Here is a 21,543-nt window from a genome sequence, read left to right as displayed (position 1 = left end):
GCGGCATGGCACGCATATCGCTTATGGGGCTGACCATATAGCCCACCCTGCCGCACCCGTTTAAGCTCCAGCCATGATGAAAGCTTACCGCGCCTCCTTGCTTTGGTTCGCCCCGCCGTCGGACGGCGTGGCGCTGGCCCGTTTTGAACAAGACGGCCTGCTGGTGGTGGGCCCCAATGCGCAAGGGCGCCAAGTGGTGCAAGCGATTGGTCCGTGGCACGACTTGCAGGCGCAGTACGCGCAGGGTCCGGTGGAGCATTTGCCGGGTCGCATCATCGCGCCGGGGTTTATCGACCTGCACATCCACTACCCGCAAACCAACGTCATCGGCTCGCCCGCCTCGGGCTTGCTGCCTTGGTTGGAAAATTACACGTTTCCAGAAGAAAAACGCTTCTCAGCCCCCGAATACAGTGCGCAAGCAGCTACCTTTTTCGTAGCGGAACTGCTGCGCAACGGTGTCACCACGGCGCTCGCCTTTGCCACCTCGCACCCCGAATCGGTGAACGCCTTGTTTGCCGAAGCGCAGGTGCAGCAGATGCGCCTCATCACCGGCTTGTGCCTCATGGACCGCCATGCTCCGGCCGACTTGCTGAACCAGGGGCTGGGCAGCGTGAGCGGCACCGAGCAAAGCCTGCGCGACACCGAAGCGCTGATCCAGCGCTGGCACGGTGTGGACCGCCTGGGCTACGCCATCACCCCGCGCTTTGCGCCCACCAGCACCGAGGCGCAGTTGCGCGGTGCGGGTGACTTGGCCAAACAGTATGGAGACGTATGGATCCAAAGCCATGTGGCCGAGAACAAGGACGAAATCACCTGGGCCCGCGAACTCTTTCCCCAGTCGCGCAGCTACCTCGCCACCTACGACGACTTCGGCTTGATGCGCAACCGGGCCATCTACGCCCATTGCATCCACTTTGACGACGATGACCGCGCGCTGATGCGCGACACCGGCGCCGCAGCGGCCATTAGTCCGACCAGCAACCTGTTCCTGGGCAGCGGCTTTTTTGACTACGAGGGCGCCAACCGCGTGGGCTACCAGTACGGCCTGGCCAGCGATGTAGGCGGCGGCACCAGTTTCAGCCCGTTTCACACCATGCTGGCCGCTTATTACGTGGGCCGCGAGGGGCAAACCAAACCCGGCCTGTCGCTGTCGCCCCAGCACCTGTGGTGGCAACATACCGCCGGCGCAGCGGCGGCCTTGGGGCTGGACGGCGCGAACGGTGGACCTGCGGTAGGCAACCTACTGCCCGGCTGCGAGGCCGACTTTGTGGTGCTCAACCCCCAGGCCACACCGCTCTTGGCCCGCAAGACGGCGCTGGCCTCCAACCTGGACGAATTGCTGTTCAGTCTGATCGTGCTGGGGGATGACCGCTTGATTGAAAAAACGATAGTTTCGCAAGCGATTTAGGGCGCTAGACCGCATGCATATTGCGTGAGTAGCTTCTGTTTTTATAGTGAAGTTCTTGGCGGTGCCGAAGTGCAGCCAAGAAACTTCTTCAGGCAAACACCGCTGCCAGACCACTGACGTTGGCAGCTCCTAGGCCGAGCTGCTGGGCGCGCTGAAATGCCGTTCGTGCAACGCTGGCGCTGGGCAAATCTGCGCCACTGGCACTGGCCGTGTCCAGGAGGTAGCCCAGGTCTTTCTCGATCAGGTCAATCGTGAACAAGGGTGCGGTGTTTTTGGCCGCCATCATTTTTGCGGCCCCAGCAATGGGCGGCGCCACGACAGGGAACTCCCCCAGCAAATTCGCCGCTTGCTCGGGCGCGTAGCCGTTGCGGGTGAGGAAGCCCAGCAATTCGGCCACGCTCTGCAATTGGGCTGCAAACAGCGCGTTGACCGCCAGCTTGAGCACCGCGCCTTGGCCGACCGCGCCCACATGCAGCAGCTTGGCCGCCAAGGTGCTGAGCACCGGGCGCACCTGTTCTAGGGCGTGCTCCGCTCCGCCCACCATGAGGATCAGTTGCGCGGCATCGGCTTGTGGCCGGGAGCCCACGACGGGTGCATCCAAAAGATGGGCACCACGGGAATGCACCGCTTCTGCGAGCTGCCGCACCCATGTCGGCGTGACCGTGGAGCATTCGATGGCAATGGCACCCGCTTGCAACCCGTCCAATGCCCCGGTTTGCGCATCCAACCAAACGCTGCGCGCGGCGGTATCGTCGGTGACCATAGAGATCACCACATCCGCGCCCTGCGCTGCGGCGCGCGCCGTGGCCACCAGCGTGGCATCTTGTTGCTGCAGCGGTGCGGCCTTGGCGGGGTCACGGTTCCACACGGTGACGGGGTAACCCGCCTTGACGAGGTGGGCGGCCATGCGCGCGCCCATTGCCCCTAGTCCCAGAAAAGCGATGGTTTGCATGGCCTGCCTCATGCCGCTTTGGCGCGGTTGCGGGGTGCCACCCAGCCCAGGGTCGGGTCGGCCATGAAGGCTTCCTTCGGCGTCTTGGTCAGGTGGTTGGTGTAGTTGGAGATCGTCTTGGTCGCCGCAATCGTTACCACTTCCAACACCTGGGCATTGTTGAAGCCGGCGGCGATGAAGGCGTCGGTCGTTGCTTCGCCCACCAAGCCGCGTTCGCGCACCACGGTTTCGGCGAAGACGCGCAAGGCCTGCAAGCGGGCGTCGGGGATGGGCGTTCCATTGCGCAGTGCGGCAATGGCGGCTTCGTCCATCTTCACCGCACGCGACAAATAGGTGTGGCCGGCGGTGCAGTACTCGCAGGCGTGTAACACGTTGATGGCCTGATACGCCACCTGCTGCTCGATAGGCGTCAAGGTGGATTGGGAGGCGACCAAACCAAATAGGGTGTCGTAGGCGTTCAGCGCCAGCGGGCTCTCGGCCAGATTGCCGTGCAGCTTGGGCAAAAAGCCCCAGGCTTGGGCGACCTCGGCCAGCTTGGCGCGGGAGGCTGCCGGCGCGTTGTCGAGGGTGTAGGAGGTGAAGGTGGTCATGGTGGGTCTTTCTCAATGTTCCAGCGCCAAAGCCCTGGGTTGGTGGGCAACAACCCGTTGTCGTTGTCCTGGGAATGGACTTTATTGATGACAAATTAATTGATAAAGGCATTGCATTGCACTAATAACGTGCAAATAATGCATGAATGAATGTTGACAACCTGCACTTGTTGCTCACCGTGGCACGACGCGGCAGTTTTGCCGCCGTGGCCAAAGAACGCGACGTGGACCCGTCGTCGGTGTCCCGCGCGATTGCCGATTTGGAAAGCGAGTTGGGCCTGCGACTCTTTCAGCGCAGCACGCGTTCCATGACCCTGACCGAAGCGGGTGAAATCTACCTGGCGCGGTTGGAGCCCCTGCTGGACGAGTTGGAGCATGCGCGCGATGCGGCCGCACAGGTCAGCAGTGCGCCTCGTGGCCTGTTGCGTCTGACCGCATCGGTGACGTTCGGGCAGATGTGCATCGTGCCCTTGCTGGGGGAGTTTCATGCTCGCTACCCAGATTTGAAAGTCGAATGCGCGTTCAGCGATGCGAATGTGGACTTGGTGTCGGAGCGCATGGACTTGGCGATCCGTCTGGCTCCCGCCATCGAAGGCGATGTGGTGGTGGCCAAGCTCATGGACACGCGCTACGGGGTCTATGCCAGCCCGGACTACTTGGCGCACCATGCGCCTCTTTTGCAGCCTACCGACCTGTCCCACCACAAAGTGCTGCTGTTCAATCTGCGGGCATACCGCACACACTGGTTGTTTCGGGATTCGGAGGGCCGCGAGGAACGCGTGGCCATTCAGGGCGATTTGACCCTGGCGCCGGCCAGTGCCTTGCTGACGGCGGCTCTTGCCGGCTTGGGGCCGGCCCTGTTGCCCGACTGGCTGGTGGCCGATGCCGTCGCCAAGGGGCTGTTGGTACCGCTCTTTCCGGGTTATGCCGCAACAGCCACCACCTTTGATACGGCCGCGTGGATCGTCTACCCCAGCCGCAGCTACCTGCCGAACAAGGTGCGGGTCATGGCGGATTTTTTGCGGGAAAAGTTGCGTTGCCAACCACCTTGTGGCGTGCCGCGCTGCAGTTTGGCCCAATGCTAGACTGCCTGCAACCTCCGCACGCTATGAAAAACGACTCTCTGATCCACTGGCATTCCATGTTCATGGGCGTCGCGCTCTTGGCATCCGCGCGCTCCAAAGATGCGCGCAAGCGCAACGGGGCCTGCATCGTCAGCCCGGACAACAAAATTTCAGGCGTGGGCTACAACGGTCTGCCGCGTGGCTGTGACGACAACGACGAACACTACTGGCAGGACGACGACAGCGACCCGCTGAACTCGCGCCACAGCTACATCGTCCACGCCGAGCAAAACGCCATTCTCAATTGCACGACGCTGCCGCTGCATGGTTCCACCATTTATGCGACCCAATACCCTTGCCCCCGTTGCGTGCAGTCCATCATCCAGGTCGGGATCAAGCGCGTGGTCTATCTGGACAAAAAGGCGCACCAAGAACGCATCAACGGAGCGTCCGAGAAGATGCTGGCCGATGCGGGTGTGGAGATTGAAGCGCTGCAGGAACTGCACCCCGATTCGGCCGACTGGTCCACTGAGCTGGCCCAGTTCATAGAAAGCTCGACACAAGGAAAGTCCGCGCCATGAAATGGGAAGGCAACCGCCAGTCGGACAACGTGGAAGACCGCCGCGATGGTGGCGGTGGCGGTTTCAGTGGCGGCGGCCTCGGTGGTTTGCTCGGCGGCCTGCTGGGCAGCAAATTGGGGGCGGGCACGATTGTGGTTGCGCTTTTGGGCGGCTGGGCGTTGGGCATCAACCCGCTCACCATCCTGGGCCTGCTGAGCGGTAAGGGCGCCCCTGTGGCCCATGGTGCAGCAGGGCCCGGCCAAACGCCCACCCGCCGATGACCGCATGGCGACCTTCGTGTCCACCGTGTTGGCTGACACCGAAGATGTGTGGACCGATGTGTTCAAAAAGGGCGGGGCCGACTACCAAAGGCCCAAGCTGGTGCTGTTTCGGGGCGCCACGTCGACCGCCTGCGGCCAGGGACAAAGCGCCATGGGCCCGTTTTACTGCCCGGCCGACCAGAAGGTCTATATTGATCTGGGCTTTTACGAAACCCTGCAAAAGCAGCTAGGCGCGCCCGGTGACTTTGCCCAGGCCTATGTGATTGCCCATGAGGTGGGCCACCACGTGCAAAACCTGCTGGGCATCAGTGCCAAAGTGCAAGAAGCCCGCAGCCGCGTCAGCCAAGCCGAGGGCAACGCCCTGAGCGTGCGCCTGGAGCTGCAGGCGGACTGTTTTGCCGGCGTCTGGGCGCACCATGCCAACAACGCCCGCCAATTGCTAGAGGACGGTGATGTGGCCGAGGCCATGAACGCCGCCGCCAAGATTGGCGACGACGCGCTGCAGCGTGGCAGCGGCCACGCTGTGGTGCCAGAGAGCTTCACCCACGGCACCAGTGCCCAACGTCAGCGCTGGTTTGACAAGGGCCTGCAAGGCGGCAGCGTTAAGGGCTGCGACACCTTCTCCAGCCGCTCGATATAACCCCTGCGCTCCGCCGCTGCGCGGGTCGCCTACCCCCGAGGGGGCTAATTCCCCTTGGGGCGGCCCGGCGGGGAATTCACGGACTTAGGGGATAATCGGGGTTTGCCTTGAGTCTTGGGGCCCCCCGCTATCGGATGGATAGCACACCTTATGGCTATGCCTGACCGATTTGAATACTGAACTGCAATCCCCCGTTTCCGCGCCTGCTGCCACAGCCAACCCACCTGCTGAAGCCGCGCCGATGCGCTATGCCGACTTGGCCTTGGCCGATCCGCTCAAGCGGGCTGTGGCCGAGATGGGCTACGAGCACATGACGCCGATTCAGGCGCAGGCCATCCCCGTGGTGATCACCGGGCAAGATGTGATGGGCGCTGCCCAGACCGGCACCGGTAAAACCGCAGCCTTCTCGCTGCCGCTGCTGCACCGCTTGATGAAGCATGAAAATGCTTCGACCTCTCCTGCCCGCCACCCAGTGCGCGCTTTGGTATTGCTGCCAACGCGTGAGCTGGCTGACCAAGTGGCCCAACAGGTCAAGATGTACGCCAAGTACACCAATATCCGCAGCGCGGTGGTGTTTGGCGGCATGGACATGAAGCCTCAGACGCTGGAGTTGAAAAAAGGCGTTGAAGTGCTGGTGGCCACGCCGGGCCGTCTACTGGATCACATTGAAGCCAAGAACGCAGTGCTCAACCAGGTTGAGTACGTGGTGCTGGACGAAGCCGACCGCATGCTGGACATCGGCTTCTTGCCCGACCTGCAGCGCATCCTGTCTCATTTGCCCAAGCAGCGAATTACGCTGCTGTTCAGCGCAACGTTCTCGCCCGAGATCAAGCGCCTGGCCAATAGTTATTTGCAAAACCCCGTGACGATTGAGGTGGCGCGGTCCAACGCGACCGCATCCACAGTGGAGCAGCATTTCTACAGTGTGAATGAAGACAACAAGCGCCATGCGCTGCACCAAATTCTCAAGTCACGCGGTATCAAGCAAGCCTTTGTGTTTGTGAACAGCAAGCTGGGTTGTGCCCGCCTGGCCCGTTCGCTGGAGCGCGAAGGCTTGAAGACGACCGCACTGCACGGTGACAAGAGCCAGGATGAGCGCCTGAAAGCCCTAGAGGCCTTCAAGAAGGGCGAAGTGGACTTGCTGGTGTGTACCGATGTGGCCGCGCGTGGATTGGACATCAAGGATGTGCCGGCGGTGTTCAATTTCGATATTCCATTCAACGCAGAAGACTATGTACACCGCATTGGCCGCACCGGCCGCGCGGGTGCTTCTGGCTTGGCAGTGAGCTTTGTGGGCGGCGGTAACGACGCCCGTTTGGCTGCAGATATTGAGAAGCTAATCAAGGTCAAGATTGAACTGGAAGCGGTGGAGTTTGACGAAGACCAACCGGACATCCGCAAGCAAGGTCGTATCAACGATGGCCGCCGCATGTACCACGAAGATGGCAGCGATGTTGGTGGCGACAACGGCCGCAGCGCTGGGCGCGGCGAAGGCCGGGGCTCGCGCGATGATGCCCACCGTAGCCGTGTGCCGCGCGCGCCGCGCAACGACTACAACCGCCCGGCGCCTACCTCGCGCGATCCGTTTTTTGACAAGCCCTACGAGCCCAATGCTGCTCCGGCGGACCCAGCCTCGGCTCCGAATTGGGAAGCTGCAGCGCGGCCTGCTGGGCGCAGCATTTCGGCCAACATCAAGCCAAAACGCAAAGTCGCTGCGTTGTTCAAACCCGAGTCGACGGTCTGAGTTCAATCGCCCGGGGCTTGCACCTGCGGGCAATGCACCTGCACCAGCTCGGTGGCCAGTGGCGCAGCGCCATTGCAGGGTGCAACCCGCAACGCGCTCAGGCAGCCACCCCAAACGCAGCCGGTGTCCAGTGCCAGCACGTCCTGCCGCGCACCCAAGCCTTGCGGCCCCAGCGTAGACCAGTGGCCAAATGCCACCGTGCAATCCGCAGTGCGCCGCCCTTGTATGTCAAACCAAGGTAGATAACCTACAGGTGCATCTGACGCACCACCGCTATGGGCAAATTCCATGTCCCCGGCGGGTGTGCAAAAGCGCAGGCGCGTTAGCGCATTCACGATCACGCGCAGTCGGTCGACTCCCGCCAATTGGTCGCTCCACGCTGTAGGCGCGTTTCCATACATGGCTTGGAAAAATGCAGGCGCAGCGTCGGAGCGCAGCACCGTTTGCACTTCACCCGCTAATGCGAGCGTCTGGGCGGCAGTCCAGCTGGGCAAAATACCAGCATGCACCATCAGCAGGGTGGTGTCGCCCACCGACTCATGTAGGGCCAGTGGTTGCTGCTGTAGCCAGTGCAGGAGATCATGGCGGTCGGCGGCAGCCAGCAAGGCGTCCAGCGTATCGCGCCGGCCAGTTTTGCGGGCGCCGTGGGCTACCGCCAGTAGGTGCAAATCGTGGTTGCCCAACAGGCAGCGGGCTGAGGTGCCATAACCCATCAGGCGGCGCAGTACGCCGGCCGAGTCTGGTCCCCGGTTGACCAGATCACCCAGCACGTACACGGTATCGCGGCTGGGGGAAAAGGCCAGCGTATCGAGCAGCTGTGCCAGCGCGCCGTCGCAGCCCTGAATATCGCCGATAAGGTACATTGCCATGGTGTCGATTCTCGCCGGGCTTTCATGGATTTTTTGCTGATCATCGTTCTCACTCTGCTCAATGGCGCCTTCGCCATGTCTGAGTTGGCCCTCACCGCCAGTCGCAAGGTGCGCCTGCTGACTCTGGCCGAAGCCGGCGACAAAGGGGCTAAGGCCGCGTTGGCCCTGTTGGATAACCCCACCCAGTTTCTGTCTTCGGTACAGGTCGGTATCACCTCCATCGGCATGCTTAACGGTATCGTGGGCGAAGCTGCTTTCAGTGGCAAGCTGGCCGCGTGGCTTCAAACCACCGCGGCCTTATCGACGGGAGCGGCTGAAATCAGCGCCACGGCCATCGTGGTTACCTGTATCACCTTTATCACTATCCTGTTTGGTGAATTGGTGCCCAAGCGCATTGGCCAGCTTTACCCGGAATCGGTGGCCCGCGTGGTGGCGTTGCCGATGACCTGGGTCGCCAAAATTGCCAAACCCTTTGTAGCGCTCCTGTCTATGTGTACCCACGGCATGCTCAAGCTGTTGCGCATTGATGTCACCGACAACCGTGGCGTGACTGAGGCCGAAATATCTGCCAGTCTGGAAGAAGGGGTGGACGCCGGCATCATTGAAGAACACGAGCACCAGATGGTGCGCAATGTGTTCCATTTGGACGACCGGCACCTGATCTCGATGATGCTGCCGCGCACCGATATCGCTTGGATGGAGGCGAACAACAGCGTTGCCGAATGTTTGCAACTGGCCAGCGCGGAAGCGCTGCACGGCGGCCATTCTTGGTACCCGGTATGCCGGGATTCGTTGGACAACGTGGTTGGCATCGTCAGTGTGGCGCGCCTGTTGTCATTGGGCGTAGGGTTTTCCGGTACGGTGGAATCGGTGGTGGAGCCTGCAGTGTTCGTGCCCGAAACCCTAAGCGGTATGGAGCTGATCGAACAATTCAGGATCAAGTCCGCGCGCATGGTTTTTGTTGTGGACGAGTATGGCGAGGTGCAGGGTTTGATCACGCCCCACGACTTGTTGGAAGCGATTACCGGTGAGTTGCAACCCGATGCACAGACCCAAGCGTGGGCCGTGTTGCAGCAGGATGGCAGCTGGATGTTGGACGGGATGATGCCGTTGGGCGAGCTGCGATCCAGACTGGATATTGACGACGCTTTGCCCGGCGAGGATCGCGGACGGTTCAATACTTTGACAGGTTTTTTGATGGCTGAATCGGGTCATTTGCCCCGGGTGGGTGAACAAGTCGTGTGTGCCCACTGGGCCTTTGAAGTCTTGGCCTTGGAAGGGCGACGGGCTGCCAAGGTGCGCGCGCGTCGCACGCTGAACGACTAGGCCAGAGGGGAGTCGGTGGTCGACGGGGGTGTCACAGCCTCCCGGCCAGGCGGTAGGCCATCAGGCCTAGCAATTCGTGCAGCGCGGCTTCCCAATTCACCGCACCACTGGCCAAATTGAAGTCTAGCCAATCGCTGGTTTGGCTGGTATGAAAGTCCACAGGGTAGGCGGTCACATTCCAGCCCGCCTTGACGAAGGTACCCATGGAGCGTGGCATGTGCGCGGCAGACGTTACCAAGAGCCACCGCTTGCGTTTGTCCACCCCAGGCAACTGGGCTGACAGGGCCGCGTTTTCATAGGTATTGCGTGAGGCCGACTCGTATTGCACCTGGCCGGAGCTCCATCCCACACTCTCGTAGAAGACGCGTGCGCGGTCCGCTTCGCTCGGGCCGCTGCCCCTTAGTGCGCCTTCACCGCCTGTATACAGAACGCGTAATTGGGGGTTGTGTCGCAGCATGGCCAGTGGCGCCGTGATGCGCTCTGCCGCCCCATTGAACAGAGGTTGCGCATGGGCTTGCTGTACCCGGCCCGATTCGGTAGCTCCCCCGAGCACCACCACCCCTACGTAGTCACTCAAATCTGCTTGTGGTGTGAATTCGGCGTATTGTCCTTCGAGCTGGCGGATCACCCATTCCGATGGAGCCATCCAGCCCAAGAGCAACATCAAAGCCCATGCCGCCCAGATGGCACGCCGTCCGGCGCGTGGCCAGCGGATCTGCACGAGCAGACCAATCAACAACAGCATAGCAACCCATAGGAGTGGCTGGGTCAGCGGCGCAAGGACTTTGGATACGAAAAACATGGTGGGGGTCTATTTGCCGTCGTCTGGCATGGGGCGTGACTGCTGTAGCGCGCCTTCCAGAGATTTTTTGAATTGGTCTTGCACTTGCTGGCTTTGCTGCTGCGGTGTGGTCGCGGGGTTGGCCGTAGGCAGTGCGCTGCTCTGCGCGCTCAATTGCTTTTTGGCTAGGACGCCAACGATGGCCAAGACGATCAACAAACTCACAATGCCAAAAAGGGCGCGCATGGGTCAGACTCCTTGAACTAAAAAGCCCCTGGCCGTGACGGTCAGGGGCTTCTAAGCATGGTGCCGGAGAGATGAATCGAACACCCGACCTTCTCATTACGAATGAGCTGCTCTACCGACTGAGCTACACCGGCTGGTAAGGGCAAAATTATAGCCAGTGTGCACCTGCGCTTTTCGGGATGAAGGTCAGCGGGCCCCGCATTTACAGGCGCACCGTAAAGCTGCTCCCCTTGCCTACGGTACTGGTCACGCTGATGGAGCCGCCGTGCAGATCCACAGAGTTCTTCACAATGGCCAGGCCTAGGCCAGTGCCGGGAATGCTGCCCACATTGCTGGCGCGGTGGAAGGACGCAAACAGGTGTGGAATCTCTTCGGCGGGTATGCCAATGCCCTGGTCTGACACTTCCAGCACACGCGCTGTACCGTCTAGCGCAATGCGAAAGCGCACCTCACCGCCCTGTGGCGAGTACTTGACAGCGTTAGACAGCAGGTTGCCAAAGATGTGGCGCAATAGCTTTTCGTCGTACAGTCCCATGGCCGGTTGCGGGGCAAAGTCGGTTACCACGGTGCTGGTGGTGTCGGGATGCTGGGTAACAGCCTCTTCCACCAGTGTTTTGCAAAGCGCCAGCAGGTCCAATTCGCGCGGCTGGAACTCCAGCATGTGCGCGTCGGCCTTGCCGAGCATCAGCACGCGGTCCAGCATGCGGGTCATGCGGTGAACGCCGTTTTCGATGGTCTGTATGACCTCGACCTTCTCTTCGATAGATAGGCGCTCGCCGTAGTACTTGATGAGCTCTGCCGACGAGAGGATTGCCGCCAGTGGGGTGCGAAACTCGTGGCTGGTCATAGAGACAAAGCGCGATCGCAGCTCGTTCAGTTCCTTTTGCTGCTCTAGCGCTGCTCGGGTGCTTTGCTCTGCCTTGATGCGTTCGGTAATGTCTAGCAGCGTCCAGATAATGCCGGAGTCGGGGTCGGTGCCGCGCACGCAGCGACCTGCCATTTGCACCCACAGCACCTCACCATTGCGGCGCTTAAGTGGGCGTTCACCTTCGCAACTGCCGGTCGCCAGCATGGCGGTACGCTGTGTCTCGCCCCAGCGCTCCCAAGCGTCCTGGTCGAGGTGGACCATCATGGTGGACTGGCCTATTAACTCTTCGCGCGTGTAACCCAGCATTTCGGCAAACTTGTCGTTCACCCACTGGTGCTTGCGGTTGACCGATAACACGATGCCCACCAGCGCACTTTGCAAAATGGCTTCGCGTTCCGACGACGTGCGTTGTAGTACCTCGGCCGCGTTCTTGCGCTCGGTCACATCCGAGAAAAACGTGAGCGTGCCAGGCGCACCGTCCCACGGCACGACCGTCACGCCAATATCGATCCAGCGCACCACATTGTCGGGCAGCAGCAGACGTATCTCGTAGCGGTTCGGCACATCTTCGCCAGCCAAGCGGCGTTTGCGACGGTCGTCGACCAGCGGCTGGTCGTCGGGGTGAATGCGGTGCATATAGCCCTGCGCCAACATGTCTTCACGCGACATTTGGACTAACTCAGCGGCGCGGTAGTTGGCAAATACGAACCGGCCGTCTTGCACTACCAGCATGCCTTCGCCCGAGTGTTCGATTACCGCGCGGTAGCGTTCCTGGGACTGGTACAGCGCCAGCGTCATGCCTTTGCGCTCGGTGATATCGGTAAAAAAGATGATGGTGGCCGGAGTGCCGTTCCACGGCACGACCGAGACGCCCAGCTCTAGCCAGCGAACGCTACCGTCGTCAAAAAGCAGGCGTATTTCGTAGCGGGTGGGAACGTCTTCCCCGGCCAAGCGGCGGCGCCTGCGGTCTTGGATAAGTTCGTGGTCGTCGGGGTGCACGCGGTGCAGAAATCCCACTTTCAGTATGTCCTCGGGCGACATGCCGGAGAGTTCGGCCGCGCGGCGGTTGGCGTACACCAGGTGGTCGCCTTGCAGTACCACCATGCCCGAGTCCACATGATCTATTACTGCGCGGTAGCGTTCCTCGGACCGGTGCAGCGCCTCCAGAATCTGTTTGCTCTGCGTTATCTCAGAGAAAAAGGTGAGTGTGGCCATGCCGCCTTCCCAGAGCAGCGGCTTGGGGCGGATGCTGAGCCAGCGCACCACGCCGTCACTGCCGATATGGCGTGCCTCGTAGTGCGGAGCGACCTCTTGCTGGTGGGCCAAGCGATCGCGCAGGCTGTACACCGCCGGGCGGTCTTCGGGGTGAATCCACTGCACGGGGTCAGACCCGATCATCTCTTCATTGGGAATACGCAAAATCTCGCTGGCTTGCCGGCTGGCGAATACGATCTGGTTGTTCTTGGCAACAAACATGCCTTCGCCCAAATGCTCCACCACCGAGCGGTAACGCTCTTCCGACAGGCGCAAGGACTCTTGCGCACGTTGTCGCTCATCGTCGTCTGCTGCGCTCGCGGCGTCCGGGTCTTGGCGGTTGGGGCTCATCCCGCGATTGTCTTCGCAACGGGGTCCGCGCGGCATGGCAAGATGCGCGAGGTTTTGTCTGTTACAACTGCTTTGAATACTGTGAGAGATTTATGGCGCGCATTCTTGTGGTGGACGATGACGCAGATTTGTTGAAGACCTTGTCAATGCGCCTTCGGTTTGAAGGCCATACGGTGACTTCTGCCGACGGCGGGCCTGCAGCCCTGTCTACGCTGGACTTGGAAGTCCCTCATATGGTCATTACCGACCTGAGCATGCCCGATATGGACGGTCTACAGCTGTTTGAGGCGATACATCGACGCTTTCCGCTGATGCCTGTGGTCATTCTTACGGCTAATGGCACCATTCCTGATGCGGTACGTGCGCTGCAAAAAGGGGTGTTTGGCTACATCACCAAACCGTTTGAGGGCGTGGCGTTGATGCGCGAGGTAGACCGCGCATTGGCTATTTCCAGCGCGCTGGGGGCCGACATGCCAGGCGAAGGTCCGGGCGAAAGCTGGCGCGAAGCCATCATCACCCGCAGCCCGCGCATGGAGAAGCTGTTGGCCGAGGCTCGCCGGATGGCGCAAAGCGATGCGTCGCTGCTCATCCATGGCGAAAGTGGCACCGGCAAAGAGCTGCTGGCCCGCGCGGTACACGCCTCCAGCAATCGCAGTCAGGAGGCCTTTGTGGCGGTGAACTGTGGCGCCATCCCGGAGAACCTAGTGGAATCGGAGTTGTTTGGCCACGTGAAAGGCGCCTTCACCGGTGCGGTGCGCGACAGCGCTGGTTTGTTCAGCAGCGCCCACCGGGGCACGATCTTTCTGGACGAGATTGCTGACCTCCCGCTGGCCATGCAGGTCAAGCTGCTGCGCGTACTGCAGGAGCGCGAAGTGCGTCCGGTAGGGGCCAGCAAGTCGCACAAGGTCGACGTACGGGTGATTTCTGCGTCCCACAGCAAACTCGAAGACGAAGTGACTGCAGGCACATTCCGTGAAGACCTGTTTTACCGCCTCAACGTGGTCAGCCTCACGCTGCCGCCGCTGGCCGAACGGCGCGAAGACATTCCGCTCTTAGCCAACTATTTCATGCAGAGTCTGGCGCTGCGTTATGCCAAGCCGGTGAACACCTTTGGTCCTGGCGGGTTGGAGCAATTGAGCGCGGCGCCGTGGCCGGGCAATGTGCGGCAACTGCAAAACGTGGTGGAGAAGTGCGTGGTGATGAGTACTGGGTCGGTCATACCGGCCACGCTGGTGCAAAGTGCCATTAGCACCCAGGGCCCCGAGTTGCTGTCGCTGGACGAGGCACGCAAGGAGTTTGAGCGCGACTACCTCACCAGCCTACTGAAGATCACCAATGGCAATGTGGCCCAGTCCGCCAAGATGGCCCAACGCAACCGCACCGACTTCTACGCCCTGTTGGCCCGTCACCAGCTGGAACCTTCGCACTTCAAAGCCTGATTGTGGCGCGCGTTGGGGTAGGGGAAACTGTCGGGAACTGCCGACACGCTAAGTGGTTGATTTTCAAAGACTTTTTTCTAGGGGTTTGAGGCGTGTCGGGAATGGCCGACAGGGTTGCGAACTTGAGAATCGCTAAGTTGTTGATTTCATTGAAGAAAAGTTTTGGCACGCTTCTTGGGAATAGGGAGGGGAATAGACAACCCTCAAACCAGGAATACAAGCCCATGAACTCCGATCAAATCAACCTCGTCCAACAGTCGTTTGAAGAGGTGCAACCCATCGCCCCGGTGGTAGCGCAGTTGTTTTACTACCGTCTTTTCCTTCTCGACCCGTCTCTCAAACCCATGTTCAAGGGCGATATGGGGAACCAAGGGCGCATGCTGATGTCCATGATGGGCTCAGCGGTCAAAGGTTTGAGTGATTTGGATGGCCTGGCCCCGGTGCTGCGTTCATTGGGCGCACGCCACGAGGGTTATGGGGTGCGTGAAGAGCACTATGTGACCGTGGGCACGGCGCTGTTGTGGTCGCTGAATGCAGGCTTGGGCGAGAAGTTCACGCCTGAAGTACGTGAGGCCTGGACGGTGGCCTATGGCCTGGTGGCTGATGTCATGCAATTTGGCGCACTAGAAGCGCAACGCATCCAGCGCCACCAGAGCGAAGAGGTCGCTGTAGCTTGGTAGGATACATCGACCTAGCTTGGAGGTGCGCCCGCCGAGCCTAGGTTAGGCCTCGCGCTCGTAGTAGCTGGTCATGTGGGCTACTTCGTTTCTGGAACCCAACACTACGCTGACGCGCTGGTGCAACTGGGTCGGCTGAATGTCCAGGATGCGTTCGGTGCCGGTCGATGCCGCGCCTCCCGCCTGCTCCACCAGCCAGCCCATGGGGTTAGCCTCGTACATCAGGCGCAGCTTGCCGGGCTTACCGGGTTCGCGTTGGTCCCAGGGGTACATGAACACGCCGCCACGGGTCAGGATTCGGTGCACATCGGCCACCATGCTGGCAATCCAGCGCATGTTGAAGTTTTTGCCGCGCGGGCCGTCGGCACCTTCCAAGCATTCGGCAATGTAGCGCTTCACCGGCGGTGCCCAGTGGCGCATATTGCTCATGTTGATGGCGAATTCTTGGGTGTCAGGTGGGATCTGCACGTTCTCCTGCGTCAAGATGAAGGAGCCCTGTTCTCGGTCGAGCGTGAACATCGCCACACCGTCGCCCACCGTCAGTACTAGGGTTGTTTGCGGGCCGTAGATGCAATAGCCTGCCGCGACTTGCTGGTGGCCCGCTTGCAGAAAATCTTGCTCGCTCACGGCCGCACCTTCGGGCTTGAGCAGCACGCTAAAAATGGTGCCGATGCTGACGTTGACGTCGATGTTGCTGGAGCCGTCCAGCGGGTCAAACATCAACAAGTATTCGCCTTGGGGATAGCGGTTGGGCACCACGTAAATCCCCTCCATTTCCTCACTGGCCATGGCCGCCAAGTGGCCGCCCCATTCGTTGGCTTCAATCAACACTTCGTTGGCAATGATGTCCAGCTTTTTCTGGATTTCACCCTGCACGTTCTCACTGTCGGCCGCACCCAGTACGCCGCCCAGCGCGCCCTTGGTGACCGCCAAGCTGATGCTCTTGCAGGCCCGTGCGACGACTTCCAACAGCAGACGAAGCTGGGGCGGAATGGCGCCAGGCGCATCGGCGACGTCTTGGCGGCCGCGCTGCTTTTCGATGAGGTAGCGGGTGAGCGAAATTTTGGGCGACATGGGAAGGACTCGAAGCGGTGGGTGAAATAGGGTGAGGACTGTGGTTGCGTGGCTTAGTCCGCCAGCGCACGGTCAACGACTTCGCGCACGTCGTTACTCAAATCGGCTTTGGCGGCGACGCGCTGCAGCGCAGCTTGGGCAGCGCTGCGGTAGGGCTCGGCCAGCTTCTTCCAGCGGTCTAGTGCGCGGGCTAGGCGGGCGGCCACCTGGGGGTTGATGCCGTCCAGCTCGATCACGCGGTCGGCCCAGAATACATAGCCGGCTGCGTCCGTGCGGTGAAAGCCCCCCGGGTTGGCGCTGCAGTAGCTGAAGATGACGCTGCGCGCGCGGTTGGGGTTGCGCAGGTTGAAGTCCGGGTGGGCCATAAGTTGGCGCACGGCGGGCAGCACCTGGCCACCGCGGTCGCTCGTGCCGGCCTGCAGGGCAAACCATTTGTCCAGTACCAGCGCTTCGTCTTTGAACAGCGCGTGGAAGCGGGCGAGGGCTGGCGCCGCCAGCGCGTGGCCGCTGCTTACCAGAGCCTGCAAGGCGTTGAAGCGGTCGGTCATGTTGCTGGCGTCTTTGAAGCGCTGCAGCGTTTTGCCGGGCCAGATGTCATCGCCCGTTTGCGTGGCGGCTAGGCACAGGAAATTGAGCGCCATGCCCGCCAATGCGCGGCGGCCGCTGGACACGGGGTCGGGTTGGTAGGCCCCAGTGTGCTCGTGCGCAGAGAAGGCCCATTCCCAATCGGCTTGCAGCGCAGTGGCCAGTTGCAAGCGCATGGCCTCGCGCACGGCGTGGATGCGCTGCGGGTCGACCACGTCCAACTGCTCAGCGATGTAGGTCTCGCTGGGCAGGGCCAGTACCAGTTCCTTGAACGCGGCGTCCAGCGTGGGGTGGCGCAGGACGGCGCGCATGGCGTCGATATAGGCATCATTTAGGGGCGTAGCCCGCGTGGGGTCTTCGGAGGTAGCTATGCAATTAATAGCGCTGCGCAGCGCCAAGCGCTGGCCGGCTTCCCAGCGGTTGAAGGGGTCGGGGTCGTTGGCCAGCAGCGTCAGCAGTTGGGCGTCGGTGTAGTCAAAGTCCAGCACCACGGGCGCGGAGAAGCCGCGCAGGATGGAGGGCACGGGCTCTTCCTGGATGTGGGTGAAGGTGATGCTGGCGTGCTCTTGGGCAATGACCAACAGGTAGTTGAGCGAGGCCTCGCCCGGGCCGTGTTGCGCATGCAGAGATAGCGCCTGACCGCTGCTGCTGCCGACCAAGCCCAACAGGATTGGGATCACATACGGTTGTTTAGCGGGCTGGCCGCTGGTGGGTGCGCAGCTTTGGCTGAAGTGCAGGGTGTAGGTCTGCGCCGCTGCGTCGTACTCGCCACGGGCTGCCACGCGCGGTGTGCCGGCCTGGCTGTACCAGCGCTTGAACTGGGGCAGCAAGTTGGCCAGCGCGGAGTCCGGATTGGCGTCGGCAATGCTTTGGGCGAAGTCGTCGCAGGTGACGGCCTGGCCGTCAAAGCGCTCGAAGTACAGCGTCATGCCTTTGGCAAAACCGGCGCGCGAGGTCAGGGTCTGCATCATGCGCACCACCTCGGCCCCTTTTTCGTAGATGGTGACGGTGTAGAAGTTGTTGATCTCGATGTAGCTGTCGGGCCGCACCGGGTGGGCCATGGGGCCTGCGTCTTCGGGGAACTGGGCGGTGCGCAGCACGCGCACGTCTTCAATGCGTTTGACGGCGCGGGCCGAGGGCTCGGCGCACAGGTCCTGGCTGAATTCCTGATCGCGGAAGACGGTCAGGCCTTCCTTCAGGCTCAGCTGGAACCAGTCGCGGCAGGTGATGCGGTTGCCGGTCCAGTTGTGGAAATACTCGTGGCCCACCACGCTTTCGATGTTGGCGTAGTCCACATCGGTAGCAGTGGCCTGGTTCGCCAATACATACTTGGTGTTGAAGATGTTCAGACCCTTGTTCTCCATGGCGCCCATGTTGAAGTCGCTGGTGGCGACGATCATGAAACGTTCTAAATCGAGGGACAAACCAAAGCGAGCTTCGTCCCACGCCACGCTGGCCATCAGGGAGTTCATGGCGTGCTCGGTCTTGTCCAGATCACCGGGGCGCACAAACACCTGCAACAGATGGTCCTTGCCTGCGCGGCTGGTGATGCGCTGCTCGCGTGCCACCAACAAGCCAGCAACCAGGGCGAAAAGGTAGGAAGGTTTCTTGTGCGGGTCCACCCACTTGGCAAAGTGGCGGCCGTCGTCCAGCGCACCGCTGTCCACCAGGTTGCCGTTGCTCAGCAACACGGGGTACTTGGCCTTGTCCGCACGCAGGGTCACGGTGTACATGGCCATGACATCCGGGCGGTCCAAGAAGTAGGTGATGCGGCGAAAGCCCTCGGCCTCGCACTGCGTGAAGAACGAATCATTGCTCACATACAAGCCCATGAGCTTGGTGTTCTTGACCGGCGCGCAAGTGGTGAAGATTTCCAGCGCAAAGGGCTCTGTGCCTTCAGGCAGGTTTTCCAGCACCAGCTGGTCGCCGTCCATCTTGAAGCTGGTGCCCTGTCCGTTCACCAGCACGCGGGCCAGGTTCAGCTCTTCACCGTCCAGGCGCAGGGGCTGGGCCGCCACGTCGGGGTTGCGACGCAGCGTCATCTTGTTGAGCACACGGGTCTTGGCCGGGTCGAGGTCAAAACTCAAATCGACCGTGTCGATCCAGTAGGCGGGGGCGGTGTAGTCACCGCGGTGGATGGCGGCTGCTGGGCCCGAGCCCTCACGAATTTGCAACATGGTAGGTCTCCAAAAATTGGGATGTGATCAAAGCGCGGTAATCGGGAACTACCGCCAACACATGCGGGCCGGTCAGTTCGTCAGGGTGGTGGCTAGAGGCAATGCCCACCGCGCGCATGCCGGCGCGGCGTGCCGCTTCGATGCCCAGCGGCGCATCTTCGAACACGATACACCGTGCGGGCTCCACGCCCATGCGGCGCGCGACTTCCAAAAAAATGGCGGGCTTGGGCTTGCCGGGCAAGCCTTCGTCACCACCCACCGTGGTGAGTGGGGCGATGGGCATCTGCAGGTGTTGGTAGGCAAAGGCCTGGTTGTGGCGGTCGCCCGCCGTGCCCACGCCCAGTTTGAGTCCGCGCGCGTGGGCCAGGTTGAAGAACTCCTTAAACCCCGCCACCTCAGCAAAGATGGGGGCAAAGATCTCGCGGTAGGCGGCTTCTTTTTCGTGCACATGGGCCATGGCCTCGGCTGCGTCCATATCAGGACGGCCAAACAGATCGCGCATGCACTCCAGACCCGTGCGGCCGGTGGTGCGGCGCATCAGGTCGGCAATGTCCACGTCCAGGCCCTGGCGCTGGGCGAACACGGCCCAGCTCTCCTGGTGCGAAGGCATGGAGTCGATCATGGTGCCGTCCATGTCGAAGATGAAGGGTGCGGTTTTTTTTTTTTTTCCCCCCCCCACTCATTCGTGTGTTCCTGACCCCTGGTAGGCATTTGCTTCCCCAGTTCAGCGGCTTGCGGGGCGGGGAAAATTGCGCCGCGTGTGAAGAGGGGAATGCTACTTACCTTGGGGGGCCCGGGGAATTCCTTTGGGCCCCACTCAAATACCCCTGCACCATAATTCCCCAACCCATTAACTTTCTTCACTCTTCTCCCTCCCTTTTTGATTTTTCTTCCTTCCGTTTTTCCTTTTTTTTTGGGTTTTTTTCCTTTTTCTCCCTCCCCCCCTTCCTTTTGCTCTTCTCCTGTTTTTCGTGGTCTTGTTCTCTTCTTTTTTTCTTCTTTCTTTTTCCCGTCTTCCCTTTCCTTTTGCCCCTTCTTTTTCCTCCTTTTTTTTCCCCCCCCCCCTTCTTGTTTTTTCTTCTCTCTTCTTCTCTTCCTTTTTTCTTCTCCTTTTCCCTCTCCCTGTTCTTTGTTTCTTCTCTTTTTCCTTCTCTCCTTCTTTTTCTCCCTTTTTTTTTTTTCTTTTTCCTCTCCCTCTTTTTTTTTCTTTTTTTTTTTTTTTTTTTCAACGAAGCCTGGATGAACACATCCAAGTCCCCGTCCAGCACCTTTTGCGTGGCCGAGACTTCGACGTTGGTGCGCAGGTCTTTGATACGGCTGTTGTCCAGCACGTAAGAGCGAATCTGGTGGCCCCAGCCCACATCGGTCTTGGAGTCTTCCAGCTTTTGTTGCGCTTCTTGTTGCTTGCGCAACTCAAAGTCGTACAGGCGGCTGCGCAGGCGCTTCCACGCCACATCGCGGTTGCCGTGCTGGCTGCGGCCGTCTTGGCACTGCACCACGATGCCGGTGGGAATGTGCGTCAGGCGCACGGCCGAGTCGGTTTTGTTAATGTGCTGACCGCCCGCGCCGGATGCGCGGAAGGTGTCGGTTCGCACATCGCTGGGGTTGATCTCGATCTCGATCGAATCGTCAATCTCGGGATACACAAACACCGAAGCAAACGAGGTGTGGCGGCCGCCCGATGAGTCGAATGGGCTCTTGCGCACCAAGCGGTGCACGCCGGTTTCGGTACGCAGGTGGCCAAAGGCGTATTCGCCTTCGATCTTGATGGTGGCGCCCTTGATGCCGGCTGTGTCGCCGTCGGTGATGTCTTCCACCGTGGCCGTAAAGCCCTTGCGCTCCGCGTATTTCAGGTATTGGCGCAACAACATGCTGGCCCAGTCGCAGGCCTCGGTGCCGCCAGCGCCGGCCTGGATGTCCAAGAAGCAGGGCAGGGGGTCGGCCGGGTTGTTGAACATGCGGCGGAATTCGAGGCCTTCAATGGTCTCGGCCAGCTTGGCGGTTTCGGCTTCGATGGTGAGCAGGCCGGCTTCGTCGCCGTCGTCCTTGCTCATCTCGAACAACTCGGTGTTGTCCGACAGGTTGCCACTCAGCTCATCCAGCGTGACGACCACGCCGTCGAGCATCTTCTTTTCTTTGCCTAATTCTTGTGCGCGCTTGGGGTCGTTCCAGACCGCCGGGTCTTCTAGCGAGGCGTTGACCGTGCGCAGGCGTTCAGCTTTGGCATCGTAGTCAAAGATACCCCCGGAGCTCTTGGGTCCTGTGGCTCAGGTCTTCCAGGGTGGTGCCGATCAGGTTAATGCGCTCTGCTTCAATCATGGTGTTCTCGTTCGGTGGGAAGGGGAAAACCCCGATTTTCTCATGCTCGGCGCAGCGACCGGGCCAGGGGCCTTAACGCCCGAACAATCCCTTGAGCGCCTCGCCCAAGCCGGGGATACCCGGCAGGCCGGGCACGACAGGCAGCAGGCCCTTTTGCTCTGTGCCATCGTCCGGCCTTTCAGCGCCGGAGCCCGGCGTTTCGGGTGCAGGGGCCCGTTTGCGGGCTGCCTTTACGGGCGCTGCGTTATCGTCCAGCGACAGCACGGTGACGGATTTGACCCGCACCCTGGCAGTCCAGTCCGGTGCCCAAGCCACTTTTTTGTCCAGGGGGCGTGGCG

16 protein-coding genes, 1 tRNA gene and 3 pseudogenes are annotated in these 21,543 nt (G+C 60.9%); 8 read left to right on the top strand and 12 right to left on the bottom strand.

What is annotated here, in order from left to right:
- Positions 1-76 precede the first annotated feature (76 nt).
- The gene (guaD, locus tag U5O12_RS07510; RefSeq protein ID WP_322578086.1) at positions 77-1,408 is read left to right on the top strand and encodes a guanine deaminase; all 1,332 of its coding nucleotides are present in this window, start codon (positions 77-79) and stop codon (positions 1,406-1,408) included.
- An 88-nt stretch (positions 1,409-1,496) separates the two neighbouring features.
- Here the strand turns inward: guaD and U5O12_RS07505 are convergent, their stop codons facing one another.
- Together U5O12_RS07505 and U5O12_RS07500 are read right to left on the bottom strand one after the other, a co-directional pair.
- Entirely contained in the window at positions 1,497-2,360 is an 864-nt protein-coding gene (locus U5O12_RS07505; RefSeq protein ID WP_322578035.1) for an NAD(P)-dependent oxidoreductase, read from the bottom strand.
- 8 nt (positions 2,361-2,368) lie between these two features.
- Entirely contained in the window at positions 2,369-2,950 is a 582-nt protein-coding gene (locus U5O12_RS07500) for a carboxymuconolactone decarboxylase family protein (RefSeq protein ID WP_322578034.1), read from the bottom strand.
- Between the two features lie 146 nt (positions 2,951-3,096).
- On the opposite strand from U5O12_RS07500, the gene U5O12_RS07495 reads away from it, so the two are divergent.
- The 4 genes and pseudogenes from U5O12_RS07495 to U5O12_RS07480 all read left to right on the top strand — a co-directional run bounded on the left by U5O12_RS07495 (position 3,097) and on the right by U5O12_RS07480 (position 7,239).
- Positions 3,097-4,035 carry a LysR family transcriptional regulator gene (locus U5O12_RS07495; protein WP_322578033.1) on the top strand — a complete coding sequence of 313 codons (939 nt, stop codon included), beginning with the start codon at positions 3,097-3,099 and terminating at the stop codon, positions 4,033-4,035.
- Positions 4,036-4,058: 23 nt separating this feature from the next.
- A complete protein-coding gene (locus U5O12_RS07490; protein WP_322578032.1) occupies positions 4,059-4,595 on the top strand; it encodes a dCMP deaminase family protein in 537 nt (178 codons plus the stop codon).
- Positions 4,592-5,495: pseudogene (locus tag U5O12_RS07485) on the top strand (neutral zinc metallopeptidase). The gene U5O12_RS07490 and the pseudogene U5O12_RS07485 overlap by 4 nt, the downstream one beginning before the upstream one ends.
- Before the next feature lie 241 nt (positions 5,496-5,736).
- A complete protein-coding gene (locus tag U5O12_RS07480) occupies positions 5,737-7,239 on the top strand; it encodes a DEAD/DEAH box helicase (protein WP_322578031.1) in 1,503 nt (500 codons plus the stop codon).
- 2 nt (positions 7,240-7,241) lie between these two features.
- Here U5O12_RS07480 and U5O12_RS07475 read toward each other — a convergent pair whose 3' ends face one another.
- Positions 7,242-8,108, bottom strand: a complete 867-nt coding sequence (locus U5O12_RS07475) for a symmetrical bis(5'-nucleosyl)-tetraphosphatase (RefSeq protein ID WP_322578030.1) — start codon at positions 8,106-8,108, stop codon at positions 7,242-7,244.
- 24 nt (positions 8,109-8,132) lie between these two features.
- Between U5O12_RS07475 and U5O12_RS07470 the strand changes: the two genes are divergently transcribed.
- The gene (locus U5O12_RS07470) at positions 8,133-9,434 is read left to right on the top strand and encodes a hemolysin family protein (RefSeq protein ID WP_322578029.1); all 1,302 of its coding nucleotides are present in this window, start codon (positions 8,133-8,135) and stop codon (positions 9,432-9,434) included.
- Between the two features lie 31 nt (positions 9,435-9,465).
- Here U5O12_RS07470 and U5O12_RS07465 read toward each other — a convergent pair whose 3' ends face one another.
- The 4 genes from U5O12_RS07465 to U5O12_RS07450 all read right to left on the bottom strand — a co-directional run bounded on the left by U5O12_RS07465 (position 9,466) and on the right by U5O12_RS07450 (position 12,934).
- On the bottom strand, positions 9,466-10,236 hold the full coding sequence (locus U5O12_RS07465) for a YdcF family protein (RefSeq protein ID WP_322578028.1): 771 nt from the start codon (positions 10,234-10,236) through the stop codon (positions 9,466-9,468).
- A 9-nt stretch (positions 10,237-10,245) separates the two neighbouring features.
- Positions 10,246-10,461, bottom strand: coding sequence for a hypothetical protein (locus tag U5O12_RS07460; protein ID WP_322578027.1), 216 nt, complete (start codon positions 10,459-10,461; stop codon positions 10,246-10,248).
- A gap of 58 nt (positions 10,462-10,519) precedes the next feature.
- Positions 10,520-10,595: transfer RNA gene (locus U5O12_RS07455), tRNA-Thr, on the bottom strand.
- A gap of 68 nt (positions 10,596-10,663) precedes the next feature.
- Positions 10,664-12,934, bottom strand: coding sequence for a PAS domain S-box protein (locus U5O12_RS07450; RefSeq protein ID WP_322578026.1), 2,271 nt, complete (start codon positions 12,932-12,934; stop codon positions 10,664-10,666).
- A 92-nt stretch (positions 12,935-13,026) separates the two neighbouring features.
- Here U5O12_RS07450 and U5O12_RS07445 point away from each other — a divergent pair, with 92 nt between their 5' ends.
- Positions 13,027-14,373 carry a sigma 54-interacting transcriptional regulator gene (locus U5O12_RS07445; protein WP_322578025.1) on the top strand — a complete coding sequence of 449 codons (1,347 nt, stop codon included), beginning with the start codon at positions 13,027-13,029 and terminating at the stop codon, positions 14,371-14,373.
- Between the two features lie 224 nt (positions 14,374-14,597).
- Positions 14,598-15,053: a globin family protein gene (locus U5O12_RS07440; protein ID WP_322578024.1), complete on the top strand. Its 456-nt coding sequence runs from the start codon at positions 14,598-14,600 to the stop codon at positions 15,051-15,053.
- Between the two features lie 42 nt (positions 15,054-15,095).
- On the opposite strand, the gene U5O12_RS07435 is transcribed toward U5O12_RS07440, so the two are convergent.
- From U5O12_RS07435 to U5O12_RS07415, 5 genes and pseudogenes are all read right to left on the bottom strand, one after another.
- Entirely contained in the window at positions 15,096-16,124 is a 1,029-nt protein-coding gene (locus tag U5O12_RS07435) for a class 1 fructose-bisphosphatase (protein WP_322578023.1), read from the bottom strand.
- 53 nt (positions 16,125-16,177) lie between these two features.
- Positions 16,178-18,886 (bottom strand): aminopeptidase N, encoded by a 2,709-nt coding sequence (gene pepN, locus U5O12_RS07430; protein WP_322578022.1) that lies wholly within the window; start codon positions 18,884-18,886, stop codon positions 16,178-16,180.
- On the bottom strand, positions 18,870-19,520 hold the full coding sequence (locus tag U5O12_RS07425) for an HAD family phosphatase (RefSeq protein WP_322578021.1): 651 nt from the start codon (positions 19,518-19,520) through the stop codon (positions 18,870-18,872). Before U5O12_RS07425 ends, pepN begins: the two co-directional genes overlap by 17 nt.
- 586 nt (positions 19,521-20,106) lie before the next feature.
- Positions 20,107-21,202: pseudogene (prfB, locus tag U5O12_RS07420) on the bottom strand (peptide chain release factor 2); the annotation flags it as partial.
- A gap of 75 nt (positions 21,203-21,277) precedes the next feature.
- A pseudogene (locus tag U5O12_RS07415) lies at positions 21,278-21,543 on the bottom strand (hypothetical protein); the annotation flags it as partial.

The sequence above is a fragment of the Rhodoferax sp. genome (assembly GCF_034519335.1).
Classification (GTDB): domain Bacteria; phylum Pseudomonadota; class Gammaproteobacteria; order Burkholderiales; family Burkholderiaceae_C; genus Allorhodoferax.
This window is presented reverse-complemented; position numbering and strand designations above follow the sequence as displayed.